The sequence below is a fragment of the Nitriliruptor alkaliphilus DSM 45188 genome, assembly GCF_000969705.1.
In the GTDB taxonomy this organism is placed as follows: Bacteria; Actinomycetota; Nitriliruptoria; order Nitriliruptorales; family Nitriliruptoraceae; genus Nitriliruptor; species Nitriliruptor alkaliphilus.
Genome location: NZ_KQ033901.1, coordinates 3,858,242 through 3,875,516 on the forward strand (window position 1 = coordinate 3,858,242; position 17,275 = coordinate 3,875,516).

Annotated in this window: 14 protein-coding genes; 6 read left to right on the plus strand and 8 right to left on the minus strand. The window is 71.7% G+C overall.

Features of this window, described 5'->3' with window-relative positions; genetic code table 11:
• Positions 1 to 32 precede the first annotated feature (32 nt).
• A complete protein-coding gene (gene arc, locus NITAL_RS17875; RefSeq protein ID WP_211262492.1) occupies positions 33 to 1,856 on the minus strand; it encodes a proteasome ATPase in 1,824 nt (607 codons plus the stop codon).
• 330 nt (positions 1,857 to 2,186) lie between these two features.
• Here arc and NITAL_RS27455 point away from each other — a divergent pair, with 330 nt between their 5' ends.
• Positions 2,187 to 2,348, plus strand: coding sequence for a hypothetical protein (locus NITAL_RS27455; RefSeq protein ID WP_157041928.1), 162 nt, complete (start codon positions 2,187 to 2,189; stop codon positions 2,346 to 2,348).
• Positions 2,345 to 2,857 (plus strand): NUDIX domain-containing protein, encoded by a 513-nt coding sequence (locus NITAL_RS17880; RefSeq protein WP_052667536.1) that lies wholly within the window; start codon positions 2,345 to 2,347, stop codon positions 2,855 to 2,857. Before NITAL_RS27455 ends, NITAL_RS17880 begins: the two co-directional genes overlap by 4 nt.
• A 7-nt stretch (positions 2,858 to 2,864) precedes the next feature.
• Here the strand turns inward: NITAL_RS17880 and NITAL_RS17885 are convergent, their stop codons facing one another.
• The 6 genes from NITAL_RS17885 to NITAL_RS17910 form a co-directional block, all read right to left on the minus strand.
• Entirely contained in the window at positions 2,865 to 3,806 is a 942-nt protein-coding gene (locus NITAL_RS17885) for a tRNA (adenine-N1)-methyltransferase (protein ID WP_245617686.1), read from the minus strand.
• A 66-nt stretch (positions 3,807 to 3,872) separates the two neighbouring features.
• Complete coding sequence (locus NITAL_RS17890) at positions 3,873 to 5,081, minus strand: PP-loop family protein (RefSeq protein ID WP_211262493.1); 1,209 nt, start codon at positions 5,079 to 5,081, stop codon at positions 3,873 to 3,875.
• Between the two features lie 40 nt (positions 5,082 to 5,121).
• Positions 5,122 to 7,563 (minus strand): glycoside hydrolase family 65 protein, encoded by a 2,442-nt coding sequence (locus NITAL_RS17895; RefSeq protein ID WP_083441722.1) that lies wholly within the window; start codon positions 7,561 to 7,563, stop codon positions 5,122 to 5,124.
• A 103-nt stretch (positions 7,564 to 7,666) separates the two neighbouring features.
• Positions 7,667 to 8,257 (minus strand): ribosome biogenesis GTP-binding protein YihA/YsxC, encoded by a 591-nt coding sequence (gene yihA, locus NITAL_RS17900; protein WP_052667537.1) that lies wholly within the window; start codon positions 8,255 to 8,257, stop codon positions 7,667 to 7,669.
• 1 nt (position 8,258) lies between these two features.
• The gene (gene msrA / locus NITAL_RS17905; protein WP_083442228.1) at positions 8,259 to 8,885 is read right to left on the minus strand and encodes a peptide-methionine (S)-S-oxide reductase MsrA; all 627 of its coding nucleotides are present in this window, start codon (positions 8,883 to 8,885) and stop codon (positions 8,259 to 8,261) included.
• 425 nt (positions 8,886 to 9,310) lie between these two features.
• Entirely contained in the window at positions 9,311 to 12,127 is a 2,817-nt protein-coding gene (locus NITAL_RS17910; RefSeq protein ID WP_052667538.1) for an aconitate hydratase, read from the minus strand.
• A gap of 147 nt (positions 12,128 to 12,274) precedes the next feature.
• Here NITAL_RS17910 and NITAL_RS17915 point away from each other — a divergent pair, with 147 nt between their 5' ends.
• From NITAL_RS17915 to NITAL_RS17930, 4 genes are all read left to right on the plus strand, one after another.
• Positions 12,275 to 13,492, plus strand: a complete 1,218-nt coding sequence (locus NITAL_RS17915; RefSeq protein WP_052667539.1) for an MBL fold metallo-hydrolase — start codon at positions 12,275 to 12,277, stop codon at positions 13,490 to 13,492.
• A gap of 159 nt (positions 13,493 to 13,651) precedes the next feature.
• Positions 13,652 to 15,058 carry a M15 family metallopeptidase gene (locus NITAL_RS27460; RefSeq protein ID WP_157041929.1) on the plus strand — a complete coding sequence of 469 codons (1,407 nt, stop codon included), beginning with the start codon at positions 13,652 to 13,654 and terminating at the stop codon, positions 15,056 to 15,058.
• Positions 15,059 to 15,099: 41 nt separating this feature from the next.
• Positions 15,100 to 15,711 carry a 2,3-bisphosphoglycerate-dependent phosphoglycerate mutase gene (locus NITAL_RS17925; protein ID WP_052667541.1) on the plus strand — a complete coding sequence of 204 codons (612 nt, stop codon included), beginning with the start codon at positions 15,100 to 15,102 and terminating at the stop codon, positions 15,709 to 15,711.
• A complete protein-coding gene (locus NITAL_RS17930) occupies positions 15,711 to 16,439 on the plus strand; it encodes an ABC transporter ATP-binding protein (protein ID WP_052667542.1) in 729 nt (242 codons plus the stop codon). The genes NITAL_RS17925 and NITAL_RS17930 overlap by 1 nt, the downstream gene beginning before the upstream one ends.
• A gap of 229 nt (positions 16,440 to 16,668) precedes the next feature.
• Here the strand turns inward: NITAL_RS17930 and NITAL_RS17935 are convergent, their stop codons facing one another.
• The gene (locus tag NITAL_RS17935; RefSeq protein WP_052669784.1) at positions 16,669 to 17,262 is read right to left on the minus strand and encodes an ABATE domain-containing protein; all 594 of its coding nucleotides are present in this window, start codon (positions 17,260 to 17,262) and stop codon (positions 16,669 to 16,671) included.
• Positions 17,263 to 17,275: the final 13 nt, after the last annotated feature.

Consider the following 17,275-nt stretch of genomic DNA (forward strand, 5'->3'; position numbering starts at 1 on the left):
GGACGGCTCCTGTGGCCGCCCGGAGGTGTGCCCTACAGGTACTGGCCCGGGTTGACGTTCTCGATCGCGCGACCGGGGTGGTCCGGTGGACCGCTGACCAGCGTGCGCACGTAGACGATGCGTTCGCCCTTCTTGCCGCTGATGCGAGCCCAGTCGTCCGGGTTGGTGGTGTTGGGCAGGTCCTCGTTCTCGCGGAACTCGTCCCGGATGGCCGTCAGCAGGTCGTCGGCCGTCAGGCCGCGCTGCTCGGTCGCGATCAGCCGCTTGATGGCGAGCTTCTTGGCGCGGGCGACCACGTTCTCGATCATCGCGCCCGAGTTGAAGTCCTTGAAGTACAGAACCTCCTTCTCGCCGTTGGCGTAGGTGACCTCGAGGAACTCGTTGTCCTTGTCCGCGGCGTACATCTTCGTGACCGTGCGCTCGATGATGTCCGCGACCGTCGCAGCCGCGTCCCCACCGTGAGCGGCGACGTCGTCGGCGTGCAGCGGCAGATCCTCGTGGAGGTAGATGCCGAAGATCTCGCGGGCGGCGTCCGCGTCCGGGCGGTCGACCTTGATCTTCACGTCGAGGCGTCCCGGGCGCAGGATCGCGGGGTCGATCATGTCCTCGCGGTTGGAGGCCCCGATGACCACCACGTCCTTGAGCGACTCGACACCGTCGATCTCGGCCAACAGCTGGGGGACGATGGTGGTCTCCACGTCCGACGACACCCCCGAGCCGCGGGTGCGGAACAGCGACTCCATCTCGTCGAAGAACACGATGACGGGGAAGCCCTCGGCGGCCTTCTCGCGGGCCCGCTGGAAGATGACCCGGATCTGGCGCTCGGTCTCGCCGACGTACTTGTTGAGCAGCTCGGGACCCTTGACGTTGAGGAAGTAGCTCTTGACGTCCTCGCGGCCGGTCTTGTCGCGGACGCGTTGGGCGAGCGAGTTGGCGACCGCCTTGGCGATCATGGTCTTGCCGCAGCCGGGCGGGCCGTAGAGCAGGATGCCCTTGGGGGCGCGCAGCTCGTGCTCGACGAACAGGTCGGCGTGCAGGTAGGGCAGCTCGATCGCGTCCCGGATGGCCTCGACCTGGTTGCCGAGGCCGCCGATCTGGTCGTAGGTGATGTCGGGCACCTGTTCGAGGATGAGCTGTTCCACCTCGGCCTTGGGGATGCGCTCGAGCGCGGTGTTGGAACGCAGGTCGACCAGGATGCTGTCGCCGGCCTTGAGCGGGCCCTCGCGGAGCCGGTCGCTGAGCAACACCACGCGCTCGTCATCGGTGTGGCCGAGGACCAGGGCACGCCCGTCGTCGAGCAGCTCGGCGATGGTCATCACGTCGCCACGGTCGTCGGTGCGGCCGACGGCGACCACGTTCATCGCCTCGTTGAGCCGGACCTCCTGCCCGAGCGCGAGAGCCGCGACGTCGACCTCGGGACCGACGGTGACCTCCATCTTGCGACCGTTGACCACCACCGTGACGGTCTCGGCGTCCTCGTCACGTTCGAGGAAGGTCGCGTAGGCCTGTGGCGGGGCGGAGAGGCGCTCGACCTCCTCACGGACGGAGGCGAGCTGATCGCGGGCGGCCCGGAGGGTCTCGGTCAGTTTCGCGTTCTGTGCCGTCGCCCCTTGCAGCTGCGCCTTGGTCTCCAGCAGCCGTTCCTCGAGGGTGCGGATCCGACCAGGGGCGGTCTCGAGGCGCCGCCGCAGCAGGTCGACCTCCTCGCGCAGGAACTTCAGCTCCGCGGCGAGTTCGTCGGCGTCCTCGGGCAGGGGAGCCTGCGAGCGCTCCGTCGGGGGGCCACCCGCCATCGACCACGTGGCCGACGGCGGCTCCTCGCGACCTTCTCCCGTGCCTGTCGTCGGGTCGTCCACCTGGACCTCCTCGCGTCGGGGCTCGCGGCGGACACCGCGGGCGCCGGACGGGCGGGGAGGCGTGGCCTCCGGCCCGCCCCGACGTGTTCGACTGTACCCGCGTGCCCACGACGGGAGGCCGAGCCCGCACACGGTGTGCGGGACCCCCCGGGACCTGGGTCCCGACTCCTTCGGCGCCGTCCGACCGGACGGGGCCGTGACGCGACGGACGGGTCCGGAAGGTGCATCCTGCCCAGCGACGTCCAGCGCGGGTGCGTCGGTCGCCGGTCCGGTCGGGTCCGCCTCGCACCCGCGGACGCCGTCCACCCCTCCGCGACGCGGGATGTGCTGGTGCGCACGCTCGAGCTCTTCACGACGGTCATCGCCGGCGCTTTCGGCGCTGCGGTCGCGACCTTCCTGGTCGGCGCGAGCCTGTTGCTGATCCTCCCGGCGGCGCTCGGCGTCGGTGTGGTCGCCGTGGTCGCCGACCGCGGGCGCCGCACGCTCCGGTGACCGCCGACCCGGGCAGACCGGGGTCCGACGGACACATCGGCCGCGTCCGCGCCATCCTCGGCTCGCACCTGCTGGTGGTCCCCGGCGTCGCGTGCGCGATCGTCGACCAGGGCGACCGGCTGCTGATGATGCGTCACGCGGAGTCCGGACGGTGGGTCCTGCCCGGTGGTGCGATCGAACCCGACGAGCAGCCGGCGGCCGCGGCCGTGCGCGAGGCCCGCGAGGAGACCGGGATCGAGGTGCGTCCCCTCACCATCGTGGCCGTCGACGGGGGCCCCGAGCACCACCAGCGGTACCGCAACGGTGACGAGGTCTCCTACGTCACCACCGTCTTCCGCTGCGAGCCGATCGGTGGGACCCTCGAGGGTGACGGGGACGAGACCCTCGAACTGCGCTGGGTGCCACGCGCCGACGTGCCGGCGCTGGAGCCGTTGGCACCGTGGGTGGCGAGCCTCCTGCCGCACCTCGACGACGACGTGGCCCGGTTCGAAGCGCCCCCGACGGATTGACCGCGCGTCAGTCGTCCTCGTGCGGCTCGTCCGTACCCGCCTCGTCGTCCGGTCCGGCGGCCGTCCACGCCACACCGGCGGTCGCGGTGTCGGCCTTGCGTCGCGGTGGTGGCGGACCACCCTCATCCCTCGCGGGGACGCGACGGGCCGTGGTCAGGAACGCGGTGTGCGCCACCATGCGGTGCCTCGGCCGCACGGCCAGGCCGTCGACGTCCCACCCACGGACCAGTGATTCGCTGGTCCGCACGTCGGCGAAGCGCCCGTCAGCCCACAGCGTCTCGGTCATCCGCATGACCTGGGGCACGGTCGGGGTGTAGCTGAGGACGATGCCTCCCGGCGGGAGCGCTGCGGCGACCGCCGGGACCACCGTCCACGGCTCGAGCAGGTCGAGCACGACCCGGTGGGCACGCAGCGCCGCCAGGCCCGTCACGACGTCGCCCTCGATCAGTTCCCAGTTCTCGGGCTCGTGTCCGAGGAAGCGCACCACGTTGCGGCGGGCGATCCGCGCGTGATCGTCGCGTCGTTCGAAGGACACCACCCGCCCGCTCGGTCCGACGGCCGCGAGCAGCGCCAGGGTGAGAGCCCCCGACCCGGCGCCGGCCTCGACCACCGTGCAACCGGGCCGGATGTCGGCCTCGGCGACGATCATCGCCTGGTCCTTGGGGTAGACCACCTGCGCCCCGCGCTTCATCTTCAGCACGAAGTCCTCGCGGGTCGGACGCAGGACCACGACCTCCATGTTGCGGTTCGTGCGGACGGCGGTGCCCTCGACCACCCCGATGAGCGCATCGTGCGGGACCAGCCCGGCGTGGCTGTGCCACTCCACACCGGCCTCGAGGGTGACGAGGTAACGGCGGCCCTTGCGGTCGGTGAGCACCACCAACTCGCCGGCGGCCAGGGGCGCGTCGGTACCGGGCAGCACGGGCGCAGCAGGCGGTGGGGCGTCCACGGAAGGACCTTCGTGTCGGGAGGTGACGCGAGCAGCTGCGGGCGGCGACGCGCGATCGGGGAGCGGTCAGGCGGGGGCGTCGGCCGCGGGGGCGTCGGCCGCCGCCGCTGCGTCGTCCGAGGCACCCTCGAACAGCGGCAGGGCGGCGAGGATGCGCTCGCGCTGGCGGCAGAACGCGCACACCTCGACGGTGGTCGGCATGCCGCAGGTCGTGCAGGCGGCCAGCTCGAGCGGCTCGGCGCCGGGCGCGTCGTCGGACCACTTCGCGGCGTGTCGGTCGAGGAAGCCGAACAGGAACTGCGCCTTGGTGCCGGGGGCACCGGCCTCGAGCGCGTCGAGGGCGGCCTTCAACTCGTGGCCGGTGTTGCCGTCGACCAGCGGGCACTCCTCGACCACGTAGTCGATGCCGCGCACCACGCAGTAGGCCGCCATCTCCCGCTCCGACAGCCGGTACAGCGGCTTGACCTTGCGGACCTGGTTCGTCCCGGTCGCCGGCAGCACCGGTCGCTGGCGGGCCAGGAAGTCGTCCTGCCACCGCAGCACGTTGCCGAGGAGGGTGGCTGCCTCGTCATCGAGGTTGTGGCCGGTCACGACCACGTCGTAGCCCTCGTCCACGGCCACCTTGTTGAAGGCGTACCGCTTCGACAGGCCGCACACCCCGCAGGTGGAGCGGCCCGCGGCGGCCGAACCGCTGGGCGTGGTGTAGCCGTAGGTCTCGGCGAGCGAGACCACGTGCAGCCGGACCCCACGAGCCTCGGCGAAACCCTCGCAGATCTCCTGCGAGCGGCGCGAGTAGCCCCCGATCCCGAGCCCGACGTACAGGCCGTCGACGTCGTAGCCGAGGCCGAGCAGCACGTCCCAGAGCGCCAACGAGTCCTTGCCGCCCGAGACGGCCACCAGGAGCCGGTCGCCGTAGTGGAACATCCGCTCGTGCGGGTCGGCCAGCGGCGGGTGGTCGATGGCCTTGCGCACCTGCATGGTCACGTGGTCGACGAAGTGGTCGGGGCACCACGCCGAGCGGTGCCGGGGTTCCTCGATGACCGCCGGCGCACGGCACTGGACGCAGCGTGGCGAGGATCCCGCGCCACCGGAGATGACCGGCCGGATCTCGATCTCCGCGTCGTCCCCGAGTTCGTGCCCCGCGGTCACCAGCTGTCCGTCGTGGATCACCAGGACGGTGTGCGCAGGCACGTCCAGCCGGTCGAGCACCTCCGCGACCGTGAGGGGGCCGGGCAGGGTCTCGACGCGTTCGGGGTTGCGCAGACGGACGCGCACGATCGGACCTTCTCGGGGTGTGCGGTGGGGACCCACCAGGCTAGCCGGCGAGCCCACCCGTCCCGGTGGGCGTGACCTCGTCGACGCCGGCGTCGGCGGCGCTCGGCCGTGGGTGGCCCTCGACCTCCCGCGAGAGCGGCACGCGGGCCGGTGCGTCGAGCGCGACGGTCACGATCTCGCCCCGGACGTCGACCTCGAGCGGTTCGCCCTCGGTCACCTGGAGGACGGCCTCGTCGTGGGTCAGCTCGACGGCGAGCTGGCGGTCGTGGAACCGCAACGGGAAGCGCATCCCTCGCCAGGACGATGGCAGACGTGGGTCGAACCGCAGCTCACCGTCGTGGTCCGAGAGGCCCGCGAACCCGTAGATGAGCGCCATCCACACCCCGCCGGTCGAGGCGATGTGCACCCCGTCGACCACGTTGCCGGCGACGTCGGCGAGGTCCATCAGCAGGGCGTACTGGAAGTACTCGAGGGCCTTGTCCTCGGCCCCGATCTCGGCCGCCAGGATCGATTGGACGCAGGCCGACAGCGACGAGTCACCGGTCGTCAGCGGGTCGTAGTAGCGGAAGTCGCGGGTCTTCTGGTCGGCGTCGAACTCGGTGTCGAGCAGGACCAGGGCCAGGACGACATCGGCCTGTTTGAGCACCTGGTAGCGGTAGATCTTGAGCGGGTGGTAGTTGAGCAGCAGGGGGTAGTGGTCCCGTGGGGTGCCGGCGAAGTCCCACACCTCCTTGTCGAGGAAGTTGTCGTCCTGCGGGTGGATGCCGCGCGCCTCGTCGTAGGGGATGTGCATCCGGTCCGCGGCGGACTCCCAGTCGACGATCTCCTCGTCGCGCAGGCCGGTGGCGTGCACCAGGTCGCGGTAGGCGTCCGGGCGTTCGGCCCGCATCCACCGGGCGACCTCGACCGCGTAGTGCAGGTTGCGCCGCGCCATCAGGTTGGTGAAGGCGTTGTCGTTGACGACGGTGGTGTACTCGTCGGGGCCGGTGACCCCGTGGATGTGGAACTCCTCGGTCTCGGGCGAGTGGAACCCGAGGTCGACCCACAGGCGGGCGGTCTCGACGAGGATCTCCCCGCCGAGCTCGGTGAGGAGATCTCGGTCGCCGCGCACGTCCACGTAGCGCTTGATGGCGTACGCGATGTCGGCGTTGATGTGGTATTGGGCCGTCCCCGCGGCGTAGTACGACGAGGCTTCCTCGCCGTTGATGGTGCGCCACGGGAACAGCGCGCCGGTCTCGGACAGCTCGGCGGCCCGCTCCCGGGCCGCATCGAGCATCGAGTGCCGGAAGCGGAGGAGGTTCCTGGTGATGCGCGGCTCGGTGTAGGTCAGGAACGGCAGGACGTAGATCTCGGTGTCCCAGAAGTAGTGGCCCTCGTAGGCCTGGCCGGTCAGCCCCTTGGCGGGGATGCCGGTCCCCTCGGCCCGCGCTGCTGCCTGGAGCAGCTGGAAGAGGTTCCAGCGGATCGCCTGCTGGATGCGCCGCGGCCCGTCGACCTGGACGTCGGCACGTTCCCAGAAGTCGTCGAGGTAGGTGCGCTGACTGGCCTCGAGCGCCGCGAAGCCGTCACGCTTCGCCCGGTCGAGGGTCCGGCCGGCGCGGTCGACGAGCTCACCGCTCGGGACCGACCGGGACGTGTGGTAGGTGAAGTACTTGGTGAGGCGGATCGGGACACCCGCCTGGGCGTCGATGGTGTAGACCACCTTCCCGAGGTCCTCGGACCAGCTGGTGGTGGCCTGCCAGGGGCTGTCGGTCTCGAGGACGTGATCCATGCCGACGCCGAGGGTCATCCGCGAGTTGGTGGTGCGGTACCCGGTGATGATCCGGTGATCGCGCTCGTGGTGTTCCCGTGCGTTGAGCACGCGCTGACCGAAGCCCCGCGATCGGCGCGGATCGTCGAGACCACCGTTGCGCGGCTCGTCGAGCGGCCTGGCGTCCTGACGGTTGAGGACCTGGCTGGAGAGCACGACCGGCGCGTCGGCGTCGACGGTGACCTCGTACTCGATCGCACCGACGTGGCGGTGCTGGAAGGAGATGAGCCGACGGGAGGTCACCTGGACCTGCTTGCCGGACGGCGCGGACCAGTTGAGCGAGCGGTGCAGCACCCCCTCCCGGAAGTCGAGGCAGCGCTCGTACTCGGTGACCCGCGCGGTCGGCAGGAACAGAGGCTCGTCGTCGACGTACAGCTTGATGACGGCGGCGTCGGGGCTGTTGATGATGGTCTGCCCGGTCCGGGCGAAGCCGAAGGCCTCCTCGGCGTGGACGATGGGCCACGTCTCGTGGAACCCGTTGATGAACGCACCCGGCTCGACCGACGGCCGGCCCTCCTCGAAGGTCCCGCGGATGCCGAGGAACCCGTTGCCGATGGAGAAGATGGTCTCGGCGTTGCCCATCCACTCCCGGGTGAAGGAGCGTTCGATGATGCGCCACTCGTCCGAGGGGAAGACGTGCTCGGGAGGCAGGTTGATCTCGCGTGGGATCACAGCAGGGCCGAACGGGAGTGGGGGCGGTCGGAGGGTGGCTGCGGACGCTAGCGGCCCTCCCGGTGCCCGTCACCGAGCCCACACCGCGGCCCGCGGTGGCCCTTCAGCGGGCCGCCAGCACGTCGCGGATCTGCCCGCGGAGACGATCGAGGCCGACACCCCGTTCGGCGCTGACCCACAGGACCTGGTCCGGTGCGAGGTCGCACCCGTCGGCGAGGTCGCGCTTGCGACGCTCGCGTTTGGAGCTCTTGACCTTGTCGTGCTTGGTGGCCACGACCTGGAACGGGACGTCGTGCTCGCGGAGCCACTCGAGGACCTCGGTGTCCTGCCCGGCCGGGCCGACCGCGCCGTCGACGAGCATCAGGACGAGGCGCAGCTCCTGCCGTCCGAGGAGGTAGCCCTCCATCCGCCGTCGCCACGCCGAGCGCGTGGTCTTGGACGCCGAGGACGCGTACCCGAACCCCGGCAGGTCCACGAGGGTCGCGCCGTCCTCGAACGCGAAGACGTTCAGCAGCTGCGTGCGGCCGGGCTTGCTCGACACCTTCGCGAGCCCCTTGGACGCGGCGAGCGCGTTGAGCAGGGACGACTTGCCCACGTTGGAGCGCCCGATCACGGCGACCTCGCCACGGCTGCGTGGGAGCTGGTCGAGTCGGTCCGCCGACGTGACGAACCGGAGGGAGAGGGGGCCGCTCAGCTCAGAACCTCACCTGGCAGAAGCCGTGGTTGCAGTACGCACCGGGGTGCTTGTGCAGGTACTGCTGGTGCTCGACCTCGGCCCAGTAGAACGGCGAGCGAGGGACGATCTCGGTGACGATGTCCCCGAAACCCTCGGCGGACAGCTTGGCCTGGTAGCGGTCGCGGGAGGCCTCGGCGATCGCGCGCTCCCGATCGTCGGCCACCTGGATCTGCGAGCGGTACTGGGTCCCGACGTCACCCCCCTGGCGCATGGGGGTGGTCGGGTCGTGATTCTCCCAGAACGGGACGAGCAGCTCCTCGACGCTGGTGACCGTGGGGTCGTAGACGACCAGGACGTCCTCGGCGTGGTTGGTGTTGCCGGTGCAGACCTCGTGGTAGGTCGGGTTCGGCGTCACCCCCCCGCTGTAGCCGACGGCCGTCGTGTACACGCCGGGCAGCTGCCAGTAGATGCGCTCCGCACCCCAGAAGCAGCCCATCCCGACCACGAGCTCGGCGTGCCCGTCGGGGAACGGCGGCACGATCGGCGTGCCGAGCACCGCGTGGCGCTCCTGGACCGCGATGAGGGTGTCACGGCCGGGGAGGGTCTCCTCGGGTGGCAACAGCTCCAGGGTCTTCCTACCGAACAGCACGGCGGTCTCCTGCGACGTGGCGGGCACGTGCTCACGACGTGCCGTGGACGCAGGGTAGGGCGGGAACGGCAGCAGGCGCGGCGCCGGCCCGCGAGGCGCCTGATCCCGGCACCGACCCGACGGTGAGGCGACACGTGGACCTGCGCGCGGCCGTCACGACGGCAGTTCCTGGCTCCTGGCAGCCAGGAACTGGCACGGGAACCGGGTGATCCGCGCCCGTCGGCGGCAACTTCTGGCGCCCAGTAGCCAGGAACCGTCACGCAACGCCCGGTTATCGCAACTCGAAGCAGATGTCGGCCCCGTGGCCGCCCTCCCCCGCGCGCAGCCTGGAGGCGGGCACCACGGTGACGGTGCCGAGCGAGGAGGTGCGCGCATGCGCCCCAACCGTGGAGCCGGTCAGGGCGCCGTGTCGCGACCGGGGGTCAGGCGTCGCGCAGCGACCGCAGGACGTACTGCAGGATGCCGCCGTGGCGGTAGTAGGTCGCCTCGCCCGGGGTGTCGATGCGCAGCGGCGCCTCGAAGCGGACCTCACCTTCCGGGCCCGTCGCGACCACCGAGACCGTCGCGGGGATGTCGCCGTCGTTCAGGGCCGTCACGCCGGTGATGTCGAACGCCTCCTCGCCGGTGAGGCCGAGGGACTCGGCGGACTCCCCGGCGGGGAACTGCAGCGGCAGGACACCCATGCCGATCAGGTTGGAACGGTGGATCCGCTCGTAGCTGACGGCGATCACCGCCTTGACCCCGAGCAGCACCGTGCCCTTGGCCGCCCAGTCGCGCGACGAGCCGGAGCCGTACTCGGCGCCGGCCAGCACCACGAGCGGGGTGCCCTCGGCCTGGTAGTGCTCCGACGCTTCGAAGATCGAGGTGACCTCGCCGCCACCGGCACCGCTGAAGTCGCGGGTGTAGCCACCTTCGGTCCCCGGCGCGAGCTGGTTGCGGAGGCGGATGTTGCCGAAGGTCCCGCGGATCATCACCTCGTGGTTGCCGCGCCGCGAGCCGTAGGAGTTGAAGTCGCGGACCTCGACCCCGTGGTCGGTCAGGTACCGGCCGGCGGGACCGTCGCGCTTGATCGCACCGGCGGGCGAGATGTGGTCGGTGGTGACCGAGTCGGCGAGCTTGGCGAGGACACGCGCGCCGGCGATGTCCCCGAGCGGCTCGGGTTCGGCCGGCATCCCGTCGAAGAAGCTGGGCTTGCGGATGTAGGTCGACGCCTCGTCCCAGTCGAAGGTGTCGCCGTCGGGCGTCGGCAGCGCCTTCCAGCGCTCGTCACCCTCGAAGACCGACGCGTACTCGTCGGTGAAGGTCTGGGAGGCCAACGCCTGTCCGATGGTGTCCTGGATCTCCTGCGGCGTCGGCCAGATGTCGGCGAGGTGCACCGGCTGCCCGTCGCTGCCGGTCCCGAGCGGCTCGGTGGTGATGTCGATGTCCATCGAGCCTGCGAGGGCGTAGGCCACCACGAGCGGCGGTGACGCGAGGTAGTTCATCTTCACGTCGGGGTTGATGCGCCCCTCGAAGTTGCGGTTGCCCGACAGCACCGAGGTGACGGCGAGGTCGTGCTCCTGGACCGCCTGGGACACCTCGGGGATCAGCGGCCCGGAGTTGCCGATGCAGGTGGTGCAGCCGTACCCGACGAGGTTGAACCCGAGCTTGTCGAGGTAGGGCGTCAGGCCCGCCCGGTCGTAGTAGTCCATCACGACCTTCGACCCGGGCGCCAGGGTGGTCTTGACCCACGGCTTGCGCTCGAGGCCGGCATCGACCGCCTTCTTGGCGAGCAGCGCCGCACCGATCATCACGCTCGGGTTGGAGGTGTTGGTGCACGAGGTGATGGCCGCGATCGTGACGGCGCCGTGGTCCATGGTGAAGCTGCTGCCGTCCGCGAGGGTGACCTCGACCGGGTTCGACGGCCGGTCTAGGGCGTCGGGCAGCGCGTCGTGGCTCGGGGCGTCCTCGGCGTCCTCGTGGCCGTTGGCCCCGACCGAGACCGGGTCGGAGGCGGGGAAGGTCTCCTCGACGGCCTCGTCGAGCTCACCGTGCGCGGGCTCCTCGGCGTAGTCGGCGAGGGCGACCCGGAAGGACCGCTTCGCGTCGGTGAGGCTGACGCGGTCCTGCGGGCGCTTCGGACCGGCGAGCGACGGCACGACCGTGGACAGGTCGAGCTCCAGCGACTCGGAGTAGTCGGCCTCGTGCTGCGGGTCGTGCCACAGGCCCTGAGCCTTGGCGTAGGCCTCGACCAGCGCCACCTGGTGGGCGCTGCGGCCCGTGAACGTCAGGTAGCGCAGCGTCTCCTCGTCGATCGGGAACATCGCCGCCGTCGAGCCGTACTCGGGCGACATGTTGCCGATGGTGGCCCGGTTGGCGAGCGGGACGCCGGGGACACCCGGGCCGTGGAACTCGACGAACTTGCCCACCACCCCGTGATCACGAAGCATCTCGGTGATGGTCAGCACGAGGTCGGTCGCCGTCGCACCGTCGGGCAGTTCACCGGACAGCTTGAAGCCGACCACCGACGGGATGAGCATCGACACCGGCTGGCCGAGCATGGCGGCCTCGGCCTCGATCCCGCCGACACCCCACCCGAGCACCCCGAGGCCGTTGACCATCGTGGTGTGCGAGTCGGTCCCGACGAGGGTGTCGGGGTAGGCCTGCTTGGTCCCGTCCGGGCGCACGTTGGGGAACACCACGCGGGCGAGGTGCTCGATGTTGACCTGGTGGACGATCCCGGTCCCCGGGGGCACCACCTTGAACCCCTCGAAGGCCTCCTGGCCCCAGCGCAGGAACTGGTAGCGCTCGCGGTTGCGCTGGAACTCGAGGTCGATGTTGATCTGGAGGGCGTCGGAGGTCCCGAACGCGTCCGCGACCACGGAGTGGTCGATGACCAGCTCGGCCGGCACCAGCGGGTTGATCCGGGACGGGTCGCCGCCGAGGTCGACCATCGCCTCGCGCATCGCAGCCAGGTCGACCACGGCCGGGACCCCGGTGAAGTCCTGCAGGATCACGCGTGCCGGCGTGTACTGGATCTCGGTCGAGGGGGCCGCGGTCGCGTCCCAGGCGGCCAGCGCCCGGATGTCGTCGGCGGTGGTGGTGACCCCGTCCTCGGTGCGGAGCAGGTTCTCGAGCAGCACCTTCAGGCTGAAGGGCAGCCGCGACGATCCCTCCACGGCGTCGAGGCGGAAGATCTCGTAGCGCTCGCCGTCGACCTCGAGATGGTCCTTGGCGCCGAAGCTGTCGCTGCTGCTCACGTTGGGGCTCCCGGGGTCGGGGGCGGCTGGGACCTGCGAACCTAGCCGAGCGTCCCGGTTGCTCCCCCAGCGGGGCTGCGGTGGCATCTCGGTAGCCTGGCGTCCCGGGCCGCTCCCGCGGCCCGACAGGCGGCGGACGGTCGAACGATGGGCGGCACGAAGGACGCGACGGGCGGCGGGAGACGACCGGTCGGGATCGAACCGACCGACCGCTTCGCCCCGATCGGGCCGATGGACGAGGTCCGTGGGCTCGACCCGGGACGCCCCGGCACCCCCGGCCTGCCGGGGGCGGCCCTGGCCGCCATCGAGGAGGCTGCGCCCGACCTGCGGGCCGCGATCGTCGCCTCCGGCCGTCCGACGGGCGTGGTGACCGGCGACCTGGTGTCCTACCCCTACCCCACCAGCTTCGGGTTGTGGCGCGCGGCGCGCTCCCCGGCCCCCCTGCTGTGGCTGACCGCCCGGATGCTCGTCGTGCAGTGGGACGAGCCGGTCGCGGCACGTGGTCGGGGACGCGCGCGGGCTGCGACCCGGACCCGGACCCTGCTGTGGTGTCCGGGCGACCACGAGCACGCCTCGAGCACGCCGGTGGCCGTCCGCCTCAGGAACCGGTCGGTGGTCCCCGACCGGTTCCTGCAGACCCCCCGGGGCTCGGTGCTCGGCCACCTCCGGGCGCTCGGCATCGACCCCGCTGAGGTCGACTACGTCGCCTTCGACCACCTCCAGGTGCGCGACGTCAGGCGCCTGCTCGGGACCACCCGGCCGGCCCCCGACCTCGGGGCGCCCGACGCGCCGCTGGAGGGCTGGCTGCCGAACGCGACGCTCGTCACCTCCGCCCGCGAGTGGCAGGAGCTGCGCCAACTGCACCCGCTCCAGGTGCCCTGGTACCAGCCCGAGACGTTCCGCGACCTCGACCCTTCCCGGATCGCGTTGGTGGCCGGGGACGTGGAACTCGGTCCGGGCGTGGTCCTGGTGTCCGCTCCGGGGCACACCGCCGGGAGCGTCAGCCTCGCGCTCAACACCGACGAGGGGGTGTGGGTCTCCTCCAGCAACGGCGTCGCGGCCGAGGCCTACGCGCCGCGGGCCTCGCGCATCCCGGGCCTCAGACGGTTCGCGGTCGACTGGAGCCAGGAGGTCGTCCTCAACGGCAACACCCCGGAGTTCGCCGCCTGGCACTACGACGCCATGGTGCTCGAGCGGTCGCTGGCCGACACCACCCCGGACGCACCCTTCCCGCGCTGCTTCCCGGTGGCCGAGCTGACCGCGTCCCGGCTCGCCCCGGGGCTGGCACCGACGTTCACGCACGGCGCCGTGACCTCGGGCACCGTGCGGGGCCGCCTCGACGGCGGCACCGCGGCGGTCGCCTGAGCGGGCACCTCGGCAGGCCGACCACCCGACCGGCCGTGCGCACTGCGCTCCGCGCACGGAGGGGCGCGCCGGTCGGCAGGAACGTCACCGACGGCGTCGCGACGCGTTCTGGAGGGGGAACCCGCGGCAGCGGGCGGGCCGTCGGACGTCGGAGTCGAAGTGCCGGAGCCAGGAGATCGGGTCGCGGCCCGGGCGGCGCGCGTGTTCGCCGCCGTGCGCCGTGTCGACCGTCTCCCCCGCGTCGCCGTCACCGGCGTCGCGGCCCTGGCGCTGCTGACCACCTTCACGACAGCCTCGGCGGGCCCTGCACCGACCACGACCCCGGCCGCCGCCGACCGCCCCGAGCAGAGCCTCGGCCGCGACATCATCCGTGGTGTGGCCCCCGACCCGCAGGTGGAGGGGTTGGTCGCCGTCGGGCTGGATGCCACCGAGGACGACATCCCGGCGATCCCGGAGGTCGGGGGCGACCGTGAGCTCGACGCCTTCGAGGGCAGCCCCGTCGGGGACCTGGCGGCCGGTGAGGTGGTGGTGGCCGACCTGATCGTGCGGACGGGTGACGGGCGCGTCGACCCCGAGGACCTCAGCGAGCCGCTGAAGGGTGCCCAGCACGCCGCAGCGGCGGCTGGGCTGACCGCGACGACGCCTGCGGCCGATCCGGACGAGGAGGATCGTGAGGTCACGGTGCTCGGCGTCGATGGAGCCACCTTCCGGCCCCTCACCCCCGAGGTGACCGCCGGGGCCGACCCGGTGTGGGAACGCTTCGCCGAAGGTGACGCGCTGGTGTCCCACGAACTCGCCGAGGAGCTCGACCTCGAGCTCGGCGGCACCCTCGACCTGGTGACCGCAGCGGCCACCGTCCCGGTCCGCGTCGGGGCGTTCGCAGCCAACGGAGCCCCCTCGATCGCCGACGTGGTCGTACCGGTCACCGTCGCCGACGAGCTCGGCGCGCAGGGCCCGAACACGCTCATCGTCGCCGCCGGCCAGGGTGACCCACAGGCGCTCGGCGACGCCCTCGTCGAGGTCACCGGCGGTGAGATCGAACTGCGTCGCGACCCCGCAGCCCCGGCCGTGAGCGGTGGTTCGGCCGAGGGCACGGCCCAGCTGCCCGCCCGTCGCGCCGCGTCCGGACGGATCGAACCCTTCACCTACACCAGCCAGGTCGACGGACGGATCCGCATCCACGGGGACTGGATCGCGCGCAACATCGTCCGGGTGCAGCTGCCCGGGATGCCCGCCACCCAGTGCCACAAGGCGATGGTCCCCCAGCTGCACGCCGTCGTGAACGAGCTCATCGAGCGCGACCTCTACAGCCACCTCGACCCGGCGCAGTTCGCCGGCTGCTTCGTGGCACGGCACATCGACTGGAACCCCACCAAGCCGCTGTCGATGCACGCCTGGGGTCTGGCGATCGACTTCAACACCCAGGACAACTGGCTCGGTGCCGAACCGAAGATGGACCGCCGGGTCGTCGAGGTCTTCGAACGCTGGGGCTTCGACTGGGGTGGCCACTGGCGCCGCCCGGACGGGATGCACTTCGAGCTCGCCCGGATCGTGCCGGTCCCGTAGCTAGGCTGCGGGCTCCCCCGTCCGCTCCCCGGGAGTCCGACGTGCCAACGCTCGCCATCGTCCGCCACGGCCAGTCGCTGTGGAACCTCGAGAACCGCTTCACGGGGTGGGTCGACGTCCCGCTCACCGAGAAGGGTCGCGACGAGGCCCGCCTCGCCGGCGAGCGGCTGCGTGGTCAGCACTTCGATGTGGCCTACACGTCGTCGTTGATCCGGGCGCAGGACACCCTGCGGATCATCATCGAACACGCCGGCCTCGAGGGGCTGCCGGTCATCCGTGACGAGGCCCTCAACGAGCGCCACTACGGCGACCTCCAGGGCCTCAACAAGGCCGACACCGCCGCGAAGTACGGCGACGAACAGGTCAAGATCTGGCGCCGGTCGTTCGCGACCCCGCCCCCGAACGGCGAGGCGCTCAAGGACACCGCGGCCCGGACCCTGCCCTTCTTCGACCGGGCGATCATGGGCGACATCCGGCAGGGCAAGGACGTGCTGGTCGTCGCCCACGGCAACTCGAACCGTTCGATCGTGATGCAGCTCGACGAACTCGACGAGGACGGCGTGCTCGCGCTCGAGCTCGCGACCGGCATCCCGCTGGTCTACGAGCTCGACGAGGACGGCACGGTCCGGTCGCGGCAGCTGCTGACGGACTGATGGCCGGCCGGGACGGTGCCGGCGGCGACCCGCCGGCGCTGTTGCGTGTCCGCGGCCTCCAGCGGGCCTTCGACGGCGGGATGGCCGTCGACGGGCTCGATCTCGACGTGCGCCGCGGCTGGTGCACCGCCCTGCTCGGGCACAACGGCTCGGGCAAGTCGACCGTCGTCCGGTGCCTCGGCGGCCAGCTCACGCCGACCCGGGGCTCGATCGAGATCGATGGGCACGACGCCCTCGCCGACGAGTCGGCGGTCCGGGCTCTCCGGGCGGTGGTCCCCGACCCCTCGCTCGACCGGGACGACCTCACGGTCCACGAGTCGGTGGGGCGGGTCGCAGCCGCGCACGGGCGAAGCGACGCCGACGTGCACGCGGTCCTCGAGGAGTTCGGGCTCACCAGCCGTCGCGACGCCCGCCCACACCAGCTGTCCCTGGGCCTGCAGCAACGTGCCCAGCTCGCCTGCGGCTTCGTCCGGCCCTTCGACCTGCTCGTGCTCGACGAGCCGAGCCAGTACCTCGACCTCGTGGCCACCGAACACCTCGTCGCGCGCCTCCACCGCGAGCTCGCGCGAGGTGCCGGGATCGTCCTGACCTCCCACGATCCCGATCTGGCCCGCGCGGTGGCCGACGAGGCGATCATCCTCGAGGACGGCCGGGAGGTCGCCCGCGGCGCACCGTCCACGGTCCTGGCCGGTGAGGCAGCGGTGCGCGCCGGCCTCGCGTGGCCGTGAGTCCCACGCAACGCCCGTGTTCCTGCGCCGGAGCGACGACGAAGTCCTGTTGTGCCAGCAGGTCGTTGCCACGCCAGGGGTTGCCGTGGTGCGGCCGCGAGCGCTGGCACGACCGTAACGGCGCGCTTCTGCTCGGGCTCCTCACCCCGAGGCGCAGTGGCCGACGAGGCGGCGCTCACGCAGGCCCTTCTGGTGGTTACGCCGTTGCCGGGGCAAGCTACGCGCAGCGCTAGGTGTGCAGCGCCTTGCGCTGCCGTGCGCGAGCAGCACGTACCCGGTCGCCGCAGCGCGTCGAGCACCACTGACGTCGGCCGTGCGTGCGAACCAGGAAGCGGTCGCACGGCAGCGCCTCGCAGCGGGCGAGGCGACCCGAGTCGGGTCCAGTGAGGAGCTGGGCCGCGTCGGCCGCCAGTACGGCGAGCGCGTGGTTCACCGCCTGATCCGTCGGGTGAGCCTGCACACGGCGTGGGCCGTTCGTGGCATCCCAGACCAGGAGGGCTGCGGTCGGCACGCTGGTCAGAGCGTCGTTCAGAGCGGTCACGGCCGCCTCGGGCGGCGCGGCGCCGTCGATGTGAGCGGCGAAGAGCACGCGAACGTGGTCGCGGAGCGTGCGCATCCGGGCCGCGCAGACCTCGTAGAGCCGCACGTCCGGTGCCCTGAGCTCGTGGGAGCTCAGCCAGCGCATCGCTGACTCCGGTGTGCCGAGTAGGTCGTACCACTGCCCGCCGGGCAGGGTCGCGACGCTGTCTGCGAAGGCGAGGGACCGGTAGGCGTCCTCACCCGGCGCTGGCGGGAGCGCGGCCCGCAGGTTCGCATCGATCACGACGTCATGGTAG